At 45.5% G+C, this 18,446-nt stretch carries 20 protein-coding genes; 9 read left to right on the top strand and 11 right to left on the bottom strand.

What is annotated here, in order from left to right; translation table 11 throughout:
- Nucleotides 1-118 precede the first annotated feature (118 nt).
- From BS617_RS07150 to BS617_RS07115, 8 genes are all read left to right on the top strand, one after another.
- On the top strand, nt 119-1,495 hold the full coding sequence (locus tag BS617_RS07150) for a Rieske 2Fe-2S domain-containing protein (protein WP_075172156.1): 1,377 nt from the start codon (nt 119-121) through the stop codon (nt 1,493-1,495).
- The gene (benB, locus tag BS617_RS07145) at nt 1,492-1,980 is read left to right on the top strand and encodes a benzoate 1,2-dioxygenase small subunit (RefSeq protein ID WP_075172155.1); all 489 of its coding nucleotides are present in this window, start codon (nt 1,492-1,494) and stop codon (nt 1,978-1,980) included. The genes BS617_RS07150 and benB overlap by 4 nt, the downstream gene beginning before the upstream one ends.
- Nucleotides 1,981-1,999: 19 nt before the next feature.
- Nucleotides 2,000-3,025: a benzoate 1,2-dioxygenase electron transfer component BenC gene (gene benC / locus BS617_RS07140; RefSeq protein WP_075173480.1), complete on the top strand. Its 1,026-nt coding sequence runs from the start codon at nt 2,000-2,002 to the stop codon at nt 3,023-3,025.
- Nucleotides 3,022-3,831: a benzoate diol dehydrogenase BenD gene (gene benD / locus BS617_RS07135; protein WP_075172154.1), complete on the top strand. Its 810-nt coding sequence runs from the start codon at nt 3,022-3,024 to the stop codon at nt 3,829-3,831. The genes benC and benD overlap by 4 nt, the downstream gene beginning before the upstream one ends.
- Nucleotides 3,832-3,913: 82 nt before the next feature.
- Nucleotides 3,914-5,254, top strand: a complete 1,341-nt coding sequence (locus BS617_RS07130) for an MFS transporter (protein WP_075172153.1) — start codon at nt 3,914-3,916, stop codon at nt 5,252-5,254.
- A gap of 82 nt (nt 5,255-5,336) precedes the next feature.
- Nucleotides 5,337-6,524, top strand: coding sequence for a benzoate/H(+) symporter BenE family transporter (locus BS617_RS07125; RefSeq protein ID WP_075172152.1), 1,188 nt, complete (start codon nt 5,337-5,339; stop codon nt 6,522-6,524).
- A gap of 457 nt (nt 6,525-6,981) precedes the next feature.
- The gene (locus BS617_RS07120) at nt 6,982-7,188 is read left to right on the top strand and encodes a hypothetical protein (RefSeq protein WP_075172151.1); all 207 of its coding nucleotides are present in this window, start codon (nt 6,982-6,984) and stop codon (nt 7,186-7,188) included.
- Nucleotides 7,185-7,622, top strand: coding sequence for a hypothetical protein (locus tag BS617_RS07115; RefSeq protein ID WP_075172150.1), 438 nt, complete (start codon nt 7,185-7,187; stop codon nt 7,620-7,622). The genes BS617_RS07120 and BS617_RS07115 overlap by 4 nt, the downstream gene beginning before the upstream one ends.
- 220 nt (nt 7,623-7,842) lie before the next feature.
- Here BS617_RS07115 and madM read toward each other — a convergent pair whose 3' ends face one another.
- From madM to mdcA, 9 genes are all read right to left on the bottom strand, one after another.
- Nucleotides 7,843-8,607 carry a malonate transporter subunit MadM gene (gene madM, locus BS617_RS07110; RefSeq protein ID WP_075172149.1) on the bottom strand — a complete coding sequence of 255 codons (765 nt, stop codon included), beginning with the start codon at nt 8,605-8,607 and terminating at the stop codon, nt 7,843-7,845.
- Nucleotides 8,608-8,612: 5 nt separating this feature from the next.
- Entirely contained in the window at nt 8,613-9,038 is a 426-nt protein-coding gene (gene madL / locus BS617_RS07105) for a malonate transporter subunit MadL (protein WP_075172148.1), read from the bottom strand.
- 116 nt (nt 9,039-9,154) lie between these two features.
- Nucleotides 9,155-10,072, bottom strand: a complete 918-nt coding sequence (locus tag BS617_RS07100) for an ACP S-malonyltransferase (RefSeq protein WP_075172147.1) — start codon at nt 10,070-10,072, stop codon at nt 9,155-9,157.
- Nucleotides 10,073-10,723 (bottom strand): malonate decarboxylase holo-ACP synthase, encoded by a 651-nt coding sequence (locus BS617_RS07095; protein WP_075172146.1) that lies wholly within the window; start codon nt 10,721-10,723, stop codon nt 10,073-10,075.
- 1 nt (nt 10,724) lies between these two features.
- Entirely contained in the window at nt 10,725-11,582 is an 858-nt protein-coding gene (gene mdcE / locus BS617_RS07090; RefSeq protein ID WP_075172145.1) for a biotin-independent malonate decarboxylase subunit gamma, read from the bottom strand.
- Entirely contained in the window at nt 11,575-12,432 is an 858-nt protein-coding gene (locus tag BS617_RS07085) for a biotin-independent malonate decarboxylase subunit beta (protein WP_075172144.1), read from the bottom strand. The genes mdcE and BS617_RS07085 overlap by 8 nt, the downstream gene beginning before the upstream one ends.
- Nucleotides 12,425-12,742, bottom strand: coding sequence for a malonate decarboxylase acyl carrier protein (gene mdcC, locus BS617_RS07080; protein WP_075172143.1), 318 nt, complete (start codon nt 12,740-12,742; stop codon nt 12,425-12,427). The genes BS617_RS07085 and mdcC overlap by 8 nt, the downstream gene beginning before the upstream one ends.
- Before the next feature lie 8 nt (nt 12,743-12,750).
- Nucleotides 12,751-13,641: a triphosphoribosyl-dephospho-CoA synthase gene (locus tag BS617_RS07075; RefSeq protein ID WP_212667414.1), complete on the bottom strand. Its 891-nt coding sequence runs from the start codon at nt 13,639-13,641 to the stop codon at nt 12,751-12,753.
- Complete coding sequence (gene mdcA, locus BS617_RS07070) at nt 13,641-15,302, bottom strand: malonate decarboxylase subunit alpha (RefSeq protein WP_075172142.1); 1,662 nt, start codon at nt 15,300-15,302, stop codon at nt 13,641-13,643. The genes BS617_RS07075 and mdcA overlap by 1 nt, the downstream gene beginning before the upstream one ends.
- Nucleotides 15,303-15,442: 140 nt before the next feature.
- On the opposite strand from mdcA, the gene BS617_RS07065 reads away from it, so the two are divergent.
- Nucleotides 15,443-16,348, top strand: a complete 906-nt coding sequence (locus tag BS617_RS07065; RefSeq protein WP_075172141.1) for a LysR family transcriptional regulator — start codon at nt 15,443-15,445, stop codon at nt 16,346-16,348.
- Nucleotides 16,349-16,398: 50 nt separating this feature from the next.
- Here BS617_RS07065 and BS617_RS07060 read toward each other — a convergent pair whose 3' ends face one another.
- The gene (locus tag BS617_RS07060) at nt 16,399-16,938 is read right to left on the bottom strand and encodes a redoxin domain-containing protein (RefSeq protein WP_075172140.1); all 540 of its coding nucleotides are present in this window, start codon (nt 16,936-16,938) and stop codon (nt 16,399-16,401) included.
- Nucleotides 16,939-17,046: 108 nt separating this feature from the next.
- On the bottom strand, nt 17,047-18,309 hold the full coding sequence (locus BS617_RS07055) for a Y-family DNA polymerase (protein WP_075172139.1): 1,263 nt from the start codon (nt 18,307-18,309) through the stop codon (nt 17,047-17,049).
- Nucleotides 18,310-18,446: the final 137 nt, after the last annotated feature.

Here is an 18,446-nt window from a genome sequence, read left to right as displayed (position 1 = left end):
TTAGTTTGCCGAATCAATAGAACACGATGATTTCTGTCTGCTGGCTCTAAAGAGACGGCCTGGCTAACGTCGGCCTAAATCTAGACCTCAGACACGAAATCGAGGGTAAGTGACTGTTATGACTAAACGATTAGATCAACTACAAGACAAGGTAAACAGCGCAGTCATTGCGCATCCGGAAACGGGCCGTTACCAATGTGACCGTAGTGTTTTTACTGATAAAGAACTCTTCGATTTAGAGATGAAATATATTTTCGAAGGTAACTGGGTATTTTTAGCACATGAAAGCCAAATCCCTGAAATAGGCGATTACTTTACCGTCACAGTGGGTCGCCAGCCTGTTGTTATTACCCGCGACAAGTCCGGAGAGCTAAATGCCATTCTTAATACGTGCTCACATCGGGGGGCAACTTTATGCCGTCGTAAGCGTGGTAATAAAACCTCATTCACTTGCCCATTCCATGGGTGGTCGTTCAAAAACGATGGCAAATTTCAAAAAGCTAGGGACCAGAAAAAGGGTGGGTATCCTGAACAGTTCAACACGGATGGTTCGCATGACCTCAAAAAAATGGCACGTTTTGAAAACTATCGTGGTTTTTTATTTGGCAGCTTAAGTGATGACGTTATTCCGCTATCCGAGCATCTTGGTGAAACCACTAAAATCATCGATAACATTGTTGATCAGTCGGAAGATGGTATTGAAGTATTGCGTGGAACATCTTCCTACACCTACGAGGGCAACTGGAAATTAACCGCTGAAAATGGTGCGGATGGCTATCACGTAGGAACGGTCCATTGGAACTACTTGTCTACAATGGGCCATCGCAACTATGAAAAGGGCGGCACAGAAGCGGTCGATGCCCGTTCATGGTCTGCCGATGGGGGGTTCTATTCTTTTGAACATGGCCACATGATGCTTTGGACACGGTTACTCAACCCCGAAGCCCGCCCCATATTTAACCAACTAGAGCGATTAGAGAAAACCTTTGGAGAAGCGCGAGCTGACTCAATTGTACGTACCACTAAAAACTTGTGTTTGTACCCGAACGTTTACTTAATGGACCAGTTTTCTACACAAATTCGTGTAACTCGCCCGATTGATGTTAACAAAACAGAAGTGACCATTTTTGCTTTCGCACCTAAAAACGAACCCGCCGAACTCCGTGCTAAGCGTATCCGTCAATATGAAGACTTTTTCAATGTTAGTGGCATGGGAACCCCCGATGATTTGGAAGAGTTCCGAGCTTGCCAACAAGGTTACGAAGCGTCCGGTATGAAGTGGAATGATATGAGCCGAGGCGCGGCACACTGGATCAATGGCCCAGACGATCATGCCAATCAAATTGATATGAAACCTACTTTGAGCGGTGTAAAGCCGGAAGATGAAGGGCTGTACGTTAATCATCACCTTCACTGGGTCAACGAAATGACCCGCGCTATCAAAAATGAACGCAAACAACTCATAGCCGTATCGAACGTAGGAGAAGTGTCATGAATGCTAGCTACCAAGATATCCGTGCATTTATCTATCGCGAAGTACGTTTGTTAGATGATCGCCAGTGGGACGAATGGCTCACCTGCTACAGCGAAGACGCCGTTTACTGGATGCCTGCCTGGGACGATTGTGATGAGTTAACCGACAATCCTCAAAGCGAGATCTCATTAATCTATTACCCGAATAGGGATGGGTTAGAAGACCGTGTATATCGCATCAAAACAGAGCGCTCAGGTGCCAGCATGCCAGAACCGAGAACCACCCATTTTATCGCTAATCTAGAGGTTCTCTCGGCATCCGATACAGAGGTGAAAGTTCGTTACAACTGGCACACCTTGAGCCATCGCTATAAAGAGACGACACAGTTTTTTGGTACCAATTTCTGCACGATCGCTACAAGTGGCGAGCAGTTTGTTATCACGCATAAAAAAGTCGTTCTGAACAATGACTACATCAATCAAGTGATTGATGTGTATCACCTATAACCCAAGGGAGTGAATGATTATGCCGTACAACATAGCCCTAAATTTTGAAGATGGTGTAACGCGCTTCATTACCTGTAATGATGATGAAACCGTGCTAGATGCCGCTTATCGCGCTCACATTCGCCTACCCATGGACTGCTCTGATGGTGTGTGCGGAACCTGTAAAGGCGCATGCCACCAAGGCAAGTTTGACCTTGGAGATGAATACATTGACGACGCATTATCAGACGAAGAGCTTGAAGCCGGAAAAGTATTAACTTGCCAAATGGTGCCGGCTAGCGACTGTGTTGTTGAAATACCGATTGCCTCCTCGTTATGCAAAGCGGGACCAACCGAGTTAACTGCAGTTGTCGATGAAGTGAATCTAGTATCTCCAACGGCTATTGAACTCAAAATCACAGCCCAATCACCGGTTGAGTTTTTAGCAGGGCAGTACGTGAATATTCAGGTGCCTGGTACTCAAGAAACGCGTGCTTATTCGTTTAGCTCTCAACCCGGCAGTGATCAATTAAGCTTTCTTATCCGCAATGTATCAGGCGGTTTGATGAGTACCTGGTTAGTCGGCAAAGCACGTACTGGCGATTCGCTTTCATTAAATGGGCCTATGGGTAGCTTTTATCTAAGACCCGTTGAGCGTCCTGTACTCATGTTAGCCGGTGGCACTGGCTTGGCACCTTTTTTGGCAATGCTCGAATATCTAAAAGTGCAAGCTGTAGAGCATCCTATCCATCTTATCTATGGTGTAACGAATGAAGATGACCTTGTCGGTTTGGCGGTATTAGAAGCATTTGCCGACATTATCCCGTCGTTCAGTTACAAGACAGTTGTAGCCAACCCTGAAAGTCAGCATCCGCTTACAGGTTATGTAACACATCACATGGAAGATGCAGCTTTAGATCAAGCGACTGATGTATATCTGTGTGGGCCACCGCCAATGGTCGATGCCGTGTTGGGTTATTTCCGTGATAACACTATCAAACCTCACTCATTTCACTACGAAAAGTTTGCGCCAAGCCTGGTGAGCACAAAGGAAAAAGTCGCATGAGCACAGTAGATAAGTCTTATCCAACGAGCTTGTCACGCTTTAGTCATAAAGTGGTCGTGGTCACGGGTGCTGCTCAGGGTATTGGTAAGCGGGTAGCGCAACGGGTTGGGGACGAAGGAGCCAAAGTGGTTATCGTTGATATTGCGGATTATATCCACGATGTTGCGAAGGAGCTGCAAGCGCTAGATATTGACGTTTTAGCACTACAGGCAGACCTAGAAACGTGGGTTGGTGCAGAGCAAGTTATGGAAAAAGCCAACGCCCATTTTGGCCGCATCGACATCCTCATTAATAACGTGGGGGGCACCATCTGGGCGCAGCCTTTTGAGCATTACACACCTGAGCAAATTCAAAAAGAAATCCAGCGTTCGCTATTCCCCACATTATGGGGTTGTCGAGCGGTTCTACCTGCATTTTTAGAACAGGGTGCAGGTGTGATTGTTAACGTATCGTCTGTTGCAACGCGGGGACTGATGCGTGTGCCATATGGCGCCGCAAAAGGCGGTGTGAATGCGATGACCGTGAATTTGGCTTATGAATATGCCGAACACAATATTCGTGTTAATGCCACAGCACCGGGTGGCACTGAAGCACCACCACGATTAACGCCAAGAAACGCGAAGCCTCAAACAGAGCAAGAAGCTGCCTGGTATCAGACGCTAATTGATCAAACAGTCAGTAACAGCCTAATGCATCGCTATGGTTCATTGGATGAGCAGGTTGATCCTATTTTATTTCTGGCATCGGATGCTGCCAGTTACATCACAGGCACCATCTTACCGGTGGCAGGAGGCGATCTCGGCTAATCAAAAATAATCACGTGAACACATCTACATGAGCAATGACTTGAGTAAGGTTGGCTCACAATAAAAATAAGAGGGTAGATCAATGAAAACAATCGACGTACAAGACGTCATCGATAATGCAACGTTTAATCCTTTCCACTGGAAAGTACTCTTTTGGTGTACTTTGGTTATCATTTTTGATGGTTACGACTTAGTCATTTACGGTGTTGTGCTTCCTATTCTAATGGAGCAATGGCAACTCGACCCATACGTAGCGGGGCTACTAGGCAGCAGTGCGTTGTTTGGCATGATGTTTGGCGCCATTGGGTTTGGCATGATGTCTGATAAGGTTGGACGTAAAAAAACGATTTTAGCCTGCGTTATTCTTTTTAGCTTAACCACAGTCGTCAATGGCTTTGCTACAGATCCTTGGGTATTTGGCATATTACGCTTTATTGCGGGTTTAGGCATCGGTGGTGTCATGCCCAATGTGGTTTCGTTAATGAGCGAATACTCACCAAAGCGTCGTCGTAGCACCATGGTCGCTTTGATGTTTAGTGGCTATGCCGTCGGTGGCATGATGTCCGCAGGCTTAGGGATTTGGATCGTACCAACGTATGGCTGGGAGGTTATGTTTTATTTAGCGGTAATTCCGTTGTTGCTGGTGCCTTTTATGATTAAGTTTTTGCCCGAATCGGCAAGCTTTATGATGTCGCAAGGTCTCAAGGATCAAACGCGTCATGTGTTGGTTAAGATTGCACCAGAACGCCAGATCGCCGAATCAGATGAACTCACCATTCCGGCTGCTCACGTCAGCAAAGCCTCGGTAGCTGAATTATTTCGGGATAATCGTGCGCTATCAACCATGATGTTTTGGATCGCCTTTTTTTGCTGCCTATTAATGGTATACGCGTTAGGTTCATGGTTACCCAAACTCATGTCATTGGCCGGTTACCCTTTAAGCTCTAGCCTTATGTTCTTAATGGTACTTAATATTGGCGCTATTATTGGTGCAGTAGGGGGCGGGCGTTTAGCCGATAAGTTTTCATTACGTTCGGTACTTATCAGCTTCTTTATTCTTGGTACAACGGCACTCATCACCCTAGGTTATGAGAACCCTATGTGGGTCTTATACTTATTAATGGGAATAGCTGGAGCTACAACAATTGGTTCGCAAATCCTACTTTACGCCTATGTTGCTCAATACTATCCGACTAACATTCGTTCAACAGGGTTAGGCTGGGCTTCAGGTATCGGGCGAAATGGCGCATTATTAGGGCCTATGTTAGGCGGTGTATTAATGGCGATGGCATTACCACATCATATAAACTTCCTTGCGTTAGCTGTCCCTGGAGCGATTGCTACCATCGCGGTTGCTTTTGTAGGCCGTAATCCCGTTAAAAAAGATAGTCTTGGATCATTCAGTGGAAGCACGGCTCAGTAAGAGTCAGATATCCATTTATTATCCTATCGAAAGCTCTGGCGTTTATGCGTCAGAGCTTTTTTACATGTAACGGGAGGAAGATATGCCAACGTTAATTAAAGATTTTTCTGTCTCTGCTTTAGTGGCTGGGTTGCTGGCTGTCTTTGTCTCCTATTCCGGTCCGTTAGCTATCGTATTTCAGGCGGGTAACAAAGCGGGCATTGACCATGACATGATGACGTCATGGGTATGGAGTATTTCAATCGGGGCAGGCATTACCAGTATTGTGCTCAGTACAGTCTTAAGAGTGCCGGTGGTGACCGCATGGTCGGCACCCGGTACTGCTTTATTAGTCGGTTTGTTCCCTGATTTATCACTCAATGAAATGGTCGCAGCTTACGTAACAGCCGCCGTTATCCAGCTGATTATTGGTGTCAGTGGCGCCTTCGATTACCTAGTTAAACTGATTCCACCCGGCATAGCCGCGGGTATGATGGCCGGCATACTCTTCCAATTTAGTCTAGGCGCCTTTCTGGCTATTGAAACCACGCCTGTATTAACGCTGGGTATGCTAATGTCCTACGTAGTTGCTCGCCGTTGGCTGACTAAATACACACTGGTGTGTCTGTTAGGTGCTGGAATAGTGTTGGCTATTTTTAGTGAAGGTACATCGCTATCTCACGTAGGCTTAGAGCTAGCGCATCCTCAATGGATTACCCCGCATTGGACCATAGCATCAGTATTGAGTGTCGCACTCCCGATTGTGTTGGTCAGTTTAAGTGGGCAATTTCTACCTGGCATGGCGATTCTACAGGGAGCCGGGTACAAGGTCAGTGCCAAACCAATCATTACGTTTACCAGTTTAGTGTCAATCCCATTGGCATTCACAGGCGGAATAAGCACCGTTGTAGCCGCCATAACCGCTGCTATCTGCACCGGAAAAGACGCACACGAAGATCCAAGTAAACGGTACGTATCGGGTATTTTTAACGGTATTTTCTATTTAGCCGGCGCGGTATTCGCAGGAACGATCGTGTCACTCTTTACAGCCTTGCCCGCCGCATTCATTGCCGTACTCGCTGGGTTAGCCCTATTAGCTCCCATCGCTAACAACCTTGCAGGCGCAATGGCGGACGCTGCGCATCGAGAAGTATCGCTGATCGCTTTTATCATCACGGCATCAGGGCTCTCGGTTTACGGGCTTTCATCGGCATTCTGGGGAGTCGTGATTAGTTTGGCGTGTTATTGGATTTTGAATATAAAAACAATAATAAAGGTCGATACTGAATGAGTGATATGGAACAGGTATATCAATACTGGGGACTTAATCGCATGTTCCTTAGTTTAGGTCGCCTTTTTTCTGCCTATTGATAGCACATTCCCTAGGCTCATGGTTACACAAACTAATGTCATTAAGCGGTTATCTTTTAAGCTTGAGTTTTATGTTCCTAGTGATACTCAATTTTAGTGCCATTACCGGCACAGCAGAGCGGCGTTTATCATGGAGGCAGCCGGGGTTGTCTCGTTAGCGCCCACTGCGAATAACCTTGCCGGAGTAGTTATAGATGTCTTACTGATGGCGAGTGTTTAGTATAAGAAGGTTGTATTATCCTTAATAAGTAGATATGCTGCTAATGCAAAGAAGAATCCATATCATTTTCATTTACTGATATTCAAGGAATGAATTTATATCGAATAAATACGAGATTGTAATTAATGAATTCTCCGGTTTGACAGGCCATACAAACATGAGTGTGTATGCTAACGGAAAATTACTTGGAACTTACGGCTCTAATCTAGGCGATCCCGATTTCAATATATTTAACGGTTTATCAGGGGGGGGTTATGTAGAGGCGTTAGAAGAACTTGTACGTGAAGAAATAACAGACCTTGCTGACTGGCTACAAGTTGCCGTTGGTGCTATTTACTTTACAGCAGACTTGGAGGTTGCATGAAATATTTAGTAAAATTTACGATAATCACTTCTACATTATTTTTATCGACTGTAACTAGTTCACAACCGACTATAAAAGAAAAATCAGTAGATGTAGAGGAAATTTTAAGTGGGAATTCCATACTAATTACAAATAAATTTACACCAGCATTATTTCAATTCGATTCTAATTATGAATTCAGAGGTTATAACCCTAACGGCGACATAGTTGATATAGGCGTTTGGCGTGCTAATGGAAACTCCCTATGTTCGACTGTTACTTATCAACCACTTAGATCGCCAACTAAAATTCAAAAGCCAAAAGAATTTTGCATGGTTATCCCTTCATCGAAAACATCCTGGAGCGCAGTAGACCCAAAAAATGGTGTCATAAAATATTTAATATTAGATGGCAAACCTTCTATCGATGAAGCTATTAAAATTATAAAAAAATGAGATATTGCCACCAAGCCACTTGGTGGCAATATCTTGGATTTTTGTGGAAGTGGATATAAATATCAACTGCAGTGTTAACGAAGCTATAAAATCTTGTAAAAATCTTTTTTTATATATGGGATTTTAGTTTGTTTACTAATTTTCTTATGCTCATTGATATAAATAAAAAGGCCTTATTCGAACCACTATAGGACAAGAATGAGGCTGAAGGCGTGATTTTTTAAGCAAACATACCGCGCATAAGTATGAACAGAAGCGATGGGCCTAGTAGGCAGCCAAGTGCAGTATAAAAAGCAGCGGTTAAGCAGCCGTAAGGGACGAGTTTAGGGTCGGTAGCTGCTAAACCTGCGGCGACACCACTGGACGTTCCCATTAATCCACCAAATATAACGGCTGAGCGTGAGTTATTTAGACCAATGTATGGCGCAACAAAAGGTGTCAATATCATCACTAAAATCGACTTAACCAAGCCTGCGGCAATCGACAAGGCCATGACTTCTGAGCTAGCACCAATAGCAGCCCCGGTTACGGGTCCAACAATGTAAGTTACAGCACCCGCTCCTATAGTGGTTAAGCTCACTGCATCGGTGTATCCAAATGCTAATGCGATGGAAACACCTGCTATGAAGGATGAAAAAATCCCCATAAATAACGCAATAACCCCCGCTTTACCTGCGCGTTTCAGCTCATCAATATCCACACCAAAGCCAGTTGCCACAATAGCAAAGTCTCGTAACATGGAGCCGCCTAAAATGCCAATACCCGATAACAAAGGAAGATCGACAATTCCTTTTTCACCACCGGTAAATACACCGCCTAAATAGGCTAAAAATAACCCTAGCATGATAGCGATAGCTGAGCCATGAACACGGCCTTTAGTAAAGCGGCCTGACACCCAATAAGATAACCACATGGTTAATCCAATAACGGCAAAACCCATGACCAAGCTGTATTTATTACTTACTACTAATAAAGATTCGTACATAATGATCACCGCACAGAGCTAGAGGTTGTAGTCGATGGCGTTTCTACTGAAACGGCCTTTGTTGTCTTAGAGCTTTCGTCGTTCCCGATTCGGCTCAATACCGGTACTAACAAAAATCCACAAACAACCGCAAAAATACCGGCTGTAATTGCCATAGGTCCGCCAGTTAGGGCACCCATTACATTTTGCTTTGCCGCCATAGCAACAACGATTGGGATATAAATGGCACTCCAAAACTCGACGCCTTGCTCAGTTTTTATGTTGAGTAAGTCGCGCTTTTTAAGATATGTACCGGCTAAGATAAGTAGGATCATTGCAATACCTACACCTCCGACATTGGCAGGGACGCCAATTAGTTTGCCTAACATTTGCCCAATAGCGATGCCCGTTAAGGTGCAAACGGACAGCAGAGCAACTCCGTAGATGATCATAATTTTTCTCCAGTTGTTATTTCTATTATTTCTGGCTGTATAATTTTGTGTTGTTAATGCGAGTGGTTTTTAGTGTTTAATCTCCTCAAGTAGGCATATAGATTAAGTTGAAAGATTTATAGGTGCTGATAAAGCAAAGTGTCGAGGCGCGTGCTTTGAGCAGCAAAGCATTGCCCTTGAGTAAATACCCGGCGGCATAGACCTGTTAGTGTCGAACCGGGTGGTATTTCAACAACCCGTCCCACACCACGCTCCAGCAACAATTGGCTGCTATCATGCCAATGTGCTTGGTTTGCCATGTTGTGAGAAAGGTCTTTACGAATATCGTCTATATTATTGATTAACCTTGATTTTGATGCGCTAATGTAGCGGATTTTAGGACGCTTGATTATTGTTTTTTCTAATTTGCTCAACAAGTACTCTGATTGGTCTTTTAATAAGGAGCAATGGGACGGAACCGCAACTTCTAATAAGCGAGAAGTACATCGGGTTTTCGATTTGATGATGGCGGCGGTCTCCAATAGGGCAGGTTTATAACCGGCCAGAACAAACTGGTTTTCGGCGTTAATGTTCGCTAAATAAACGCGCTTACCCTCTATCACCTGTTGTTCTAACACGGATTCTACTACCGTGCGATTTACATTAAGCAGCGCTAGCATTCCGTAGTCTTGCGGGAAAGCAGTCTGCATTAATCGACCTCGTAAGGATACCAATTGAAGAGCATCTTCAAATGACAAGCAACCAGCAAGGACCGCCGCAGGATAAGCGCCCACGGATAACCCCATGACATAATCCGGTACGCACCCTTTATCCATTAGGTATTTACCCCAAATAACTCCGCTAATAAGTAATGCCAATTGAACATTAACGGTTTCTTTTAAGGCTCTTTCGGAGTCAATATTTGTTATGGTTTGGCCTAAAGCGCTTTCTGCATGACTCAAGTAGCTGTGTGTGGTTGGGTCATCGGGTAGGTTCTCCCTTAACATACCGGGAAACTGTGAGCCTTGCCCCGGAAAAGTAAATGCCGTTAACATTTATGCGCTCTCCTTGGCTAAGCCCCACGGGTCGCTAACGAGGGAGGGGCCATGATTACTTTTTACCAACACGTGATTATCACGTAAGGCCCACTCAGCCAATGCAACGGCCCCCATTGGGGTTTCTAACTGTATATCCAAGCGACAACCCTTTACGTTCCAAGACGCTAACCAACGTGACGCATCAGCTTTAGACCACAATGTTTGCCCATCGATAATTAAATCAAGATCGCTACGTGGCGTTAGTTGCGGGATACCTGTCGCTAGCTCGTAGCCACAGCTTCCGGTGATCCCCCATGGACGACCGAGCGATTCAAGATGTGGTGTTAATGAATCCAACGTTTTAAAAACCGAATGTTCTCTTGTCAGTGGGTGATTAGCCCAGAGCTTACGTTTTACAATCTCGTATGGGCTGATAGATTGTAAGATGTGATGTGTTGCTACATAAGCGGCACAACGTTCTGCTTTACAGCCTCCGCGTACTCCTACAGGAATGTATTTAATACTCTGTTTAACTATGGGCATCGCACGACGAACCACAACAGGGCCGGTACTTGTAAGTACCCAATCCGGTATGGGTTGATGGTTTTCAGCAAGCATCAATTCAGCTTTGCTTGTTAACCAGACTAGGTCGTGCGCATGCCAGCTCATCTTATGCTCCTGTCCATTGCGCTTTTAACAGATCTCTCACCTGGCGCGATGCTTGTCGATGCTCACCACTAAGCCGACGAGATATACCTGTATCCTTAGGTTTAATGTCCAAAAGGGCGTCCGTTATGGCTTGCTCTACACTATGTTTATCGCTTGGTGTTGGCTGGGTAGCCGATTCAACTTGTAAGAGATTATCAATGAGCCCCAATGACGCGTAGCTTTTAAGATCGTAAGCCATAGGTGGGTTTTCGGCGGCAAGCTGGTCAAGCTCGGCTTCTGTGCGCTGAGTAACGCGCGCGGCGGCGGCCTTACCCATGGCATGCACCATGACTCCTTCATCCGATAAAGCTATGATGCGGTTGGCTTGATAGCCATGCGCTAAATACGCCCCTGACATTGCTTTACCGACGAGTAGGGCGATGATTGGATGGCCGTTTTGACGAGCATTAGCGTACGCACTCACAGCGGATGCCAATGCTTGATGTATGCCTAATGTTTCTTCTCTTCGGCCATAGGCTTGGCTGGGAACATCCACGATAAGAACAAGTGCCCGTTTGGTTTCAGAGTGCGCATCGGCTTCTACCACGGCGTTGACTTCACGTGCGAGCGCCATGCCTTCTAAAAGTCCAACCTCGCCATTAACAGCACGAGGAAAATGATTGTTAAGGTCTGGCACAACTGCGATCAGTCGACAGGCACGGTTTTCATACTCACCGTCTGCCACAAGGACGGAGGGAACAATAGCGTTTTGCTTGGTAAAACCATGGCTGAGCAACGCAAACCATTGCGCGCCTCGATGACTGGAAGGGTTATCATGTATTACTTTCATTTCAGGTATTGTCTGAACAGAATTATTCATGGCTAGCCACTCCTTCTAATAGCACTTGCTGAGCATCATGTGGCGCTATGTGATCTTGTGTATCAAGGCGTAAAAATGCTTCTAACAAATCGCTGTATTTTTCACTTCGGTGTATTGTGGGGACACCTTGATTTAAATACTGCTCTACAGCTTCGCGAGCGCTGCTTTGGCTATCGCTGATGTAGCTATCCACCAAGCCACTTTCAAACCGCTGCTTACCACCAATCACACTCCAAATAAAAGGGCGGTCGCTCGCGTTATACTCGGCAATGCCGGCTTCTTGTTCTATCACTAGGGGGCCATTTAATCCTAAGCGACCTTCGCGTGTCATGATGATGTAGCTACACAACGCGGCACTGATCGACATCCCGCCAAAGCAGCCCACAGGGCCTGTCACTAAGGCAACCACCGGTCGATGTCTTCGTAAGGCAACAATGGCGGATTGAATTTCTGCAATAGCGGCCAAACCTAAGTTAGCTTCTTGTAATCGAACGCCCCCCGTTTCTAGAATTAATACAGCCGACATTGGGTTGCCGTTTTCATTTTCTTCAACCGCTAGCTCAAGCGCCCCCGCTATTTTTGCACCACTGACTTCACCTAAACTGCCGCCCTGAAAGCTTCCTTCAATTGCTGCAACAACGGTTTGTTCTCCGTTGATGGTGCCTCGCGCTATAACAACACCATCGTCAAACTGAGAGACAATCCCTTGCTTAGCCAACCAAGGTGACGTTATTCGATCAAATGGGCTAATAAGTTCACGCATGGTTCCTTCGTCCAGCACGTTCTTTACACGCTGGCGAGCGCTTTGTTCTATAAAACTGCTGTCTTTTGTCGTCATTGTGCTATTCATGATGGCTACCTCCTAACGACATGGCTTGCTCTAATGCTTGTTCGATACGTAGGCGAATAACGCCTGGCGTGGCTGCAAAGTCATGTATATCCATGCGCATAGCGGGTAATGGGATGACAGGCGTAATTTGGTCAATGATCTGTTGCCAACGGACTTCACTGCCAGCGGTAGACGTTTGAATATGAATTTCTGCAAATTCACCGCGGCTTGGCTCTATCATGACTTCTAAGTCACCCGAGCCAACATACCCAACCAATGATGGTTGTACCTGACTCGCTGAAGCAGGTCGTTGAAAATATAAAGTCTCCATCGTGACTCCTACTGTTGATACTTATTATTAGAGGTACTGCTTACAAATAAGCGGTCTATAAACAGGGTGGCCGCTAGCAAATCAGCAGCCCCGCCTGCAGAGGCGTTTAACACGAGAAGCTCGCGCTCTAGTTGGCGTAATGCTTGCCGGCCTGTAAAAGTATTGCAGCCACCCGCATTGAGTACTTCAGCTGCCCCCGTCTGCATAGTGACTAAGCCTGAGATGCCCGACCGAGATAGCACACAGGTATCATCCAGTGTGGCCATAATGGCCAATAAAGCATTAAGTCGAGCGGATGATTCAGCATCACCACGCGCGCGACTTTCCCACAGTGTTGGCAACGCCTGTTGTTGAATGTGCGGAAAGCCTTGTTGAGCTTGTTCTCGAGCACCGGCTACTTGATACTCGCGGCATGCTTGCTGTCCTTTGCTTAACGCCTGCGTCGTCTTTAATGCGGGGTCTTCAATTGAGGCGATAGCGGCCGCTCGGGAAAGGAGTCTCTCAATAGTGGTATCGTGTGTTGTGGCCGCCACAATCAAAAGCCCCAATGCCCATATCGCTCCTCTGTGAGTATTCACGCCTTGCGTTGTTTGCAGCATGGCTTTTTCTGCTTCGCGGCCAATTAACCCTATTTGGGTGCGCAACTTTGTATCGTTTGATTCGAATGCAGCGGTTTGGGCCATGCGCAAAAAATAAGGCTCTAATGTGTTAGCAGAAGCTAGCATGAGTGCTAAGTGCATATCTTTATGCGCCCCAGAGCCTCGGCTATCGACTAGCGCAGGTTTAGGGCTAAGCCGTGCTTCTTGTTCTAACGCCCATGTCACGGATTGAGAGAGATATCTCAGCGAAAACCGTTTCTGATCACGTTGTGTAATAGGCGAATTAATAGTTGTCATCATTACCAGCTCCTAAACTTAGCTGGTGGTTGATACAACCCGTCGGACCAATCTTGTAATTCTGCAATGCTTTTTGCTGCTAGTAAGTCTCGTGTGGCGTCACTGCGACGGATCCCAAGGTCTTCTGGGTAGGCGACCAACCCAGCGGCTCGTAAATTGGCCGTTACCTCTGGATCACGTTTTAGCCCTATAGGCGTTACACCGGCAACCGCAGCAATCATGGCGCGGCGCTGTTCTAACGACTCGGCTTTGTATAGATAAGCAATCCCTTCTTCAGTGAGTACATGAGTGACATCACTGGCATAAATCATGACGGGTGCAAGTGGCATTTTATAATCACGTGCCATGGCTAAAGCATCCAGCTCCTCAACCAACGTTGGGCTAGTACTGTTCTGGAATGTTTCAACCATTTGAACAACGAGCTTACGCCCCTTAGTAAGCAGATGGTCATCACTTCGCATATCCAACCAGGCAGGCGATGAATGACGGCGGCCACCAGGGTCATGTCCCATATTCGGCGCTCCGCCAAAACCCGCTAATCGTCCGCGTGTCACGGTAGAGGAGTTGCCATCACCATCAACTTGCAGTGTGGAACCGATAAACATATCTACAGCGTACTGGCCTGCCAGTTGGCAAAAAGCTCGGTTAGATCGCATCGAGCCATCTTGGCCCGTAAAGAAAACATCAGACCTCGCTGCTACATAGTTTTCCATACCCAGTTCAGTACCAAAGCAATGAACGCTTTCTACCCATCCCGATTCAATAGCAGGGATAAGAGTAGGGTGAGGGTTTAACGTCCAATTGCGGCAAATTTTGCCTTTTAAGCCCAGAGCTTCGCCGTAAGTAGGTAGTAGCAGCTCGATAGCGGCCGTATTAAAGCCAATACCATGGTTAAGCGACTGCACATTGTGGCGTTCATAAATACCACGAATAGCCATCATACCCATGAGCACATGCACGTCTGTAATTAAACGCGGGTCACGTGTAAACAAAGGCTCAATAAAGAAGGGTTGATCGGCTTGTACAATATAATCCACCCAAGAGGCGGGGATATCCACACGCGGTAGGTCTGTTACATCATCGACAATTTCATTAACCTGTACGATAACAATTCCATCTCTAAACGTGGTTGCCTCAACCAATGCCGGCGTATCTTCAGTACTGGGGCCCGTATAGATGTTGCCCGCTCGGTCGGCTTTAAATCCTGCCAGCAACGCAACGCTGGGTGTGAGGTCAACATACAATCGAGCGTATAACTCGATATACGTATGAATTGCGCCTACTTCGAGTAAACCGTCTTCCATGAGTTGACCAATACGCAAACTTTGCTGGCCAGAAAAAGAGAAATCCAACTTACGAGCAATGCCGTTTTCGAATAAATCTAAGTGCTCAGGACGTCCAACACTAGGCATAATCATATGCAAGTGGTTAACAACGTCTGGATTAATAGTGGATAGCGAGCGGGATAAAAAGTCAGCTTGTTTCTGGTTATTACCTTCTAAGACGACTTTATCACCGGATTTGATTAGGCTTTCTAAGGCTGTGTTGATCTGTTGAGTAGGAATGATCTTGCCGTTGACGATGGATGAAACAGTGTCCATTCGGCGGCGTTTTTCGTCTCGGCGCGTTGACCAATTAATAGTCGGTTTGGAGATGGCATTCATGATGCGATCCTTTTTTTTGTATTATTTTTTCTTAAAAAGTAATCCTCCTAACGCTGCCCATCAATCAAGCAAGTTGATAAACCGTTACTCTTAGAGTAATAATCAAACCTCCCTATATATAACAATAAAAAGAGAGAGCCATGTTTGACGATGTTTTGACACTCAAAAAGCTCGAGATTTTTCTCGCTTTCATTAAAACGGGGACTTTATCCGAAGCCGCTGCGGATCTGAACATGAGTACCGTGAGCATCCATCGTGCTATTCATTCGTTGGAAGAAGGGTTGAAGTGTCCTTTGTTTCGTCAAGAAGGCCGTCTGTTGCTCCCTTTACCTTCAGCGCGGGTGCTAGAAGAACGAGCAGAAAAAATAATGGCTGATATCAACGAAGCTGTTGCATCTACTCGTGAAGCGGCCGGCTTATTTTCTAGTGAATTTAATTTAGGCGCGCTGTATTCCTTAACCTTAAACACAGTTCCCCGTTTGATTGCCGGATTAAAGCTGAGGAAAGGAGACCTAAACATACAACTGACATTAGACTCCAATGCGGTTTTATTCAATAAACTCAATAACTTACAGCTAGATGTTATTCTGGTTTCTTTAGAACAGCAATTTAATAACCCAGATTACATCTCGCTTCCGCTTTTTAGTGACGATGTTCTCCTCGCCGTACCTGCTGATAGTGAGTTAGCCAGCGCAGAGGATGTTGACTTAACCTCATTAAAAGACGAAACATTCGTGACGCTAACACAACAATTTGCGACCCACAGAGATAGCCTCTTAGCGTTTGATAGAGCGGGGTTTCAGCCCAATGTTGTGATGCAAGTTACTGATATATTCTCACTCATTAGTATGGTTAGTGCCGGAATGGGGTACGCTATTTTGCCGCGGCGTGTAGAGTCGGTCTTTGAAAATAAGATTAAGCTTATAAAACTCAAGGGGTTAGAAGATATTAAGCAGAATATCTCTATGGTTTGCCTAGCGAGCAGAGAGCGCGATCCAAGAATACTCAGCTGTATAGCAGAATGTCGGACAAATGATTATTTGTGAAAGGAGTGGTGCTTATTATCACTCAAATAAGCACCACAATGTTTGCTGTATTAATACTCGACAGTGCCGCGTATTGGGTAAGTTTCTTGGCTTCTCACAAACGTTAATCCATGAACCACAATTTCTAATTCAGGACGTAATGATGGGGCATTTGATATATCAACGCTCTGCAGCGTTCCGGCTTCATTAATAATAAACATACCCGGCTCAGCAAAGTTATGATCGGTTTCTTGCTCATGCCGAGGCATCGAAACATATAGCCCCAGCTGTTTCATTTGGACTTCGGTTAAACCGTACGCGATAGGGAAGCTAACATTCAGTTTCTGAATATGTTCTTCTAATTGATCTTTTGAATCAGCAGAAACCGCCATAACATCGACACCGATATCAGCGAGCTTCGTCTTATATTCTTCTAATAAGTTTAAATAACGTGTACATAACGGGCAATGCTTTCCACGATACACCACAACCATGTGCCACGTGGCGCCTTCAGTTATCGTTTGGCCTAATTGAACAGTCGATCCATCTAGCAGATTGGCTTTAATCGTTGGAAATGCATCACCTGCTACTAGTTTAAAAGAGGTTGTCATTGCGTACTCCGAATATGATTCATATAGCTTTTCTTTCTTATATAATATTGTATTACATATAATAAGGCCATATTGAAATCTACAACAATGCTATCCATGATCCGTCCATTAACAGCACCGTATTTTAGGTAAGCCCTCGAATCGAGTTGTATACTGAGGCGACAAAAAAGCACGCTTCATCGCATATTGGGGCGTAATACCTTGGCCTGCAATATGTACCGTGTTACGGCCATAGCGAGCATTGATGCTATCCATACACTGCATAAGGGAAGGGTTGTCGTTCGAGATAGAAAATAAATCGGCTTGGTATTGGCTAGCATCCACTATTTCGATTAAGCCCACACCACATTTATAAAAATGTACGCCTGATTTATACAGACCGTCCACTAAACCACTCACCGCATGAGCTATCACGGTTGTATCACTGGTCGGAGTCAAAAACTGATAGGTAAATGATTTACGATAAAACGGCTCGCCATCATGCGGAGAATTACTGGCAAACACCTGCAGAGTACTCGCCAACCCTTGCTGACGACGTAATTTACTAGCCGCAATACCAACATGAGATAACAACGCTTGGCGCAAAACGGATTTATCCGTAACACGTGCCCCAAAAGACCGGGTGGAGTAAATTTGTTGTTTGGGTGCACGCACATCATCCCATGATAACTTAATGATACCATTGAGCTCATGTACGGTACTTTCAACCAATATACTAAAATGCTTACGCATCAGCGCAGGCTTGGATTGTGCCAATTGCCACGCGCTCTCGATACCCATCTCATTTAATCGACGTGCTAATCGACGACCAATACCCCAAATATCACGCACCGACATCTGCTTTAAGACGCGACGGCGCACCGCTTCATTATCAATCACCGCCACACCATTAAAGCCTGCAATGTGCTTGGAAGCATAGTTAGCGGCTTTCGCTAAGGTTGGCGTTGGGCCTATACCCACGCCTATCGGTAAACGCACCTCTTTCCAGACGGTGCGCCGAATATCGCAAGCATGCGCTTCCCAGCCTATATCGGGAACATAAGAGCCAAAGTATAAAAAGCATTCATCAATGCTATAAACATGATGGTCAGGCGCAAAGCGCGCACAGGTATCCATTAAACGCTGGGACAGATCAGCATAGAGTTCATAATTAGAACTACGCACGACAGCGCCAGCGGCCGCCAACTCATTCTTGACGGTAAAGTAGGGCACAAAGCTTTTACCAATGCCCATCTTGCGTGCCACAGGGCAAGTGGCACAAATGCACCCATCATTATTCGTTAACACCACCACGGGCTTTTTACGAATGCTCGGGTCAAACACCTTTTCGCAACTGGCATACATCGCATTGACATCACATAACGCATACATATCACACAACACCCAAATAACTGTTTATATATACAGTATATTAGAGTGATGTACTGATAAATCAATAAAAGACTTTATGTGTCAGTTTCCTCACTCTCTTAGGTATAGGTTATTCAAAGAATTGAAAATTCAATGCT

The sequence above is a fragment of the Neptunomonas phycophila genome (assembly GCF_001922575.1).
Taxonomy (GTDB): Bacteria; Pseudomonadota; Gammaproteobacteria; order Pseudomonadales; family Balneatricaceae; genus Neptunomonas; species Neptunomonas phycophila.
Note: the sequence above shows the minus strand (reverse complement) of the source record. Positions and strands in the feature narration are given on the sequence as shown.

Coding starts and splice junctions, on each gene's coding strand:
- BS617_RS07150 (WP_075172156.1), top strand. CDS start 119: ATGACTAAACGATTAGATCAACTACAAGACAAGGTAAACAGCGCAGTC.
- benB (WP_075172155.1), top strand. CDS start 1,492: ATGAATGCTAGCTACCAAGATATCCGTGCATTTATCTATCGCGAAGTA.
- benC (WP_075173480.1), top strand. CDS start 2,000: ATGCCGTACAACATAGCCCTAAATTTTGAAGATGGTGTAACGCGCTTC.
- benD (WP_075172154.1), top strand. CDS start 3,022: ATGAGCACAGTAGATAAGTCTTATCCAACGAGCTTGTCACGCTTTAGT.
- BS617_RS07130 (WP_075172153.1), top strand. CDS start 3,914: ATGAAAACAATCGACGTACAAGACGTCATCGATAATGCAACGTTTAAT.
- BS617_RS07125 (WP_075172152.1), top strand. CDS start 5,337: ATGCCAACGTTAATTAAAGATTTTTCTGTCTCTGCTTTAGTGGCTGGG.
- BS617_RS07120 (WP_075172151.1), top strand. CDS start 6,982: ATGAGTGTGTATGCTAACGGAAAATTACTTGGAACTTACGGCTCTAAT.
- BS617_RS07115 (WP_075172150.1), top strand. CDS start 7,185: ATGAAATATTTAGTAAAATTTACGATAATCACTTCTACATTATTTTTA.
- madM (WP_075172149.1), bottom strand. CDS start 8,607: ATGTACGAATCTTTATTAGTAGTAAGTAATAAATACAGCTTGGTCATG.
- madL (WP_075172148.1), bottom strand. CDS start 9,038: ATGATCATCTACGGAGTTGCTCTGCTGTCCGTTTGCACCTTAACGGGC.
- BS617_RS07100 (WP_075172147.1), bottom strand. CDS start 10,072: ATGTTAACGGCATTTACTTTTCCGGGGCAAGGCTCACAGTTTCCCGGT.
- BS617_RS07095 (WP_075172146.1), bottom strand. CDS start 10,723: ATGAGCTGGCATGCGCACGACCTAGTCTGGTTAACAAGCAAAGCTGAA.
- mdcE (WP_075172145.1), bottom strand. CDS start 11,582: ATGAATAATTCTGTTCAGACAATACCTGAAATGAAAGTAATACATGAT.
- BS617_RS07085 (WP_075172144.1), bottom strand. CDS start 12,432: ATGAATAGCACAATGACGACAAAAGACAGCAGTTTTATAGAACAAAGC.
- mdcC (WP_075172143.1), bottom strand. CDS start 12,742: ATGGAGACTTTATATTTTCAACGACCTGCTTCAGCGAGTCAGGTACAA.
- BS617_RS07075 (WP_212667414.1), bottom strand. CDS start 13,641: ATGATGACAACTATTAATTCGCCTATTACACAACGTGATCAGAAACGG.
- mdcA (WP_075172142.1), bottom strand. CDS start 15,302: ATGAATGCCATCTCCAAACCGACTATTAATTGGTCAACGCGCCGAGAC.
- BS617_RS07065 (WP_075172141.1), top strand. CDS start 15,443: ATGTTTGACGATGTTTTGACACTCAAAAAGCTCGAGATTTTTCTCGCT.
- BS617_RS07060 (WP_075172140.1), bottom strand. CDS start 16,938: ATGACAACCTCTTTTAAACTAGTAGCAGGTGATGCATTTCCAACGATT.
- BS617_RS07055 (WP_075172139.1), bottom strand. CDS start 18,309: ATGTATGCGTTATGTGATGTCAATGCGATGTATGCCAGTTGCGAAAAG.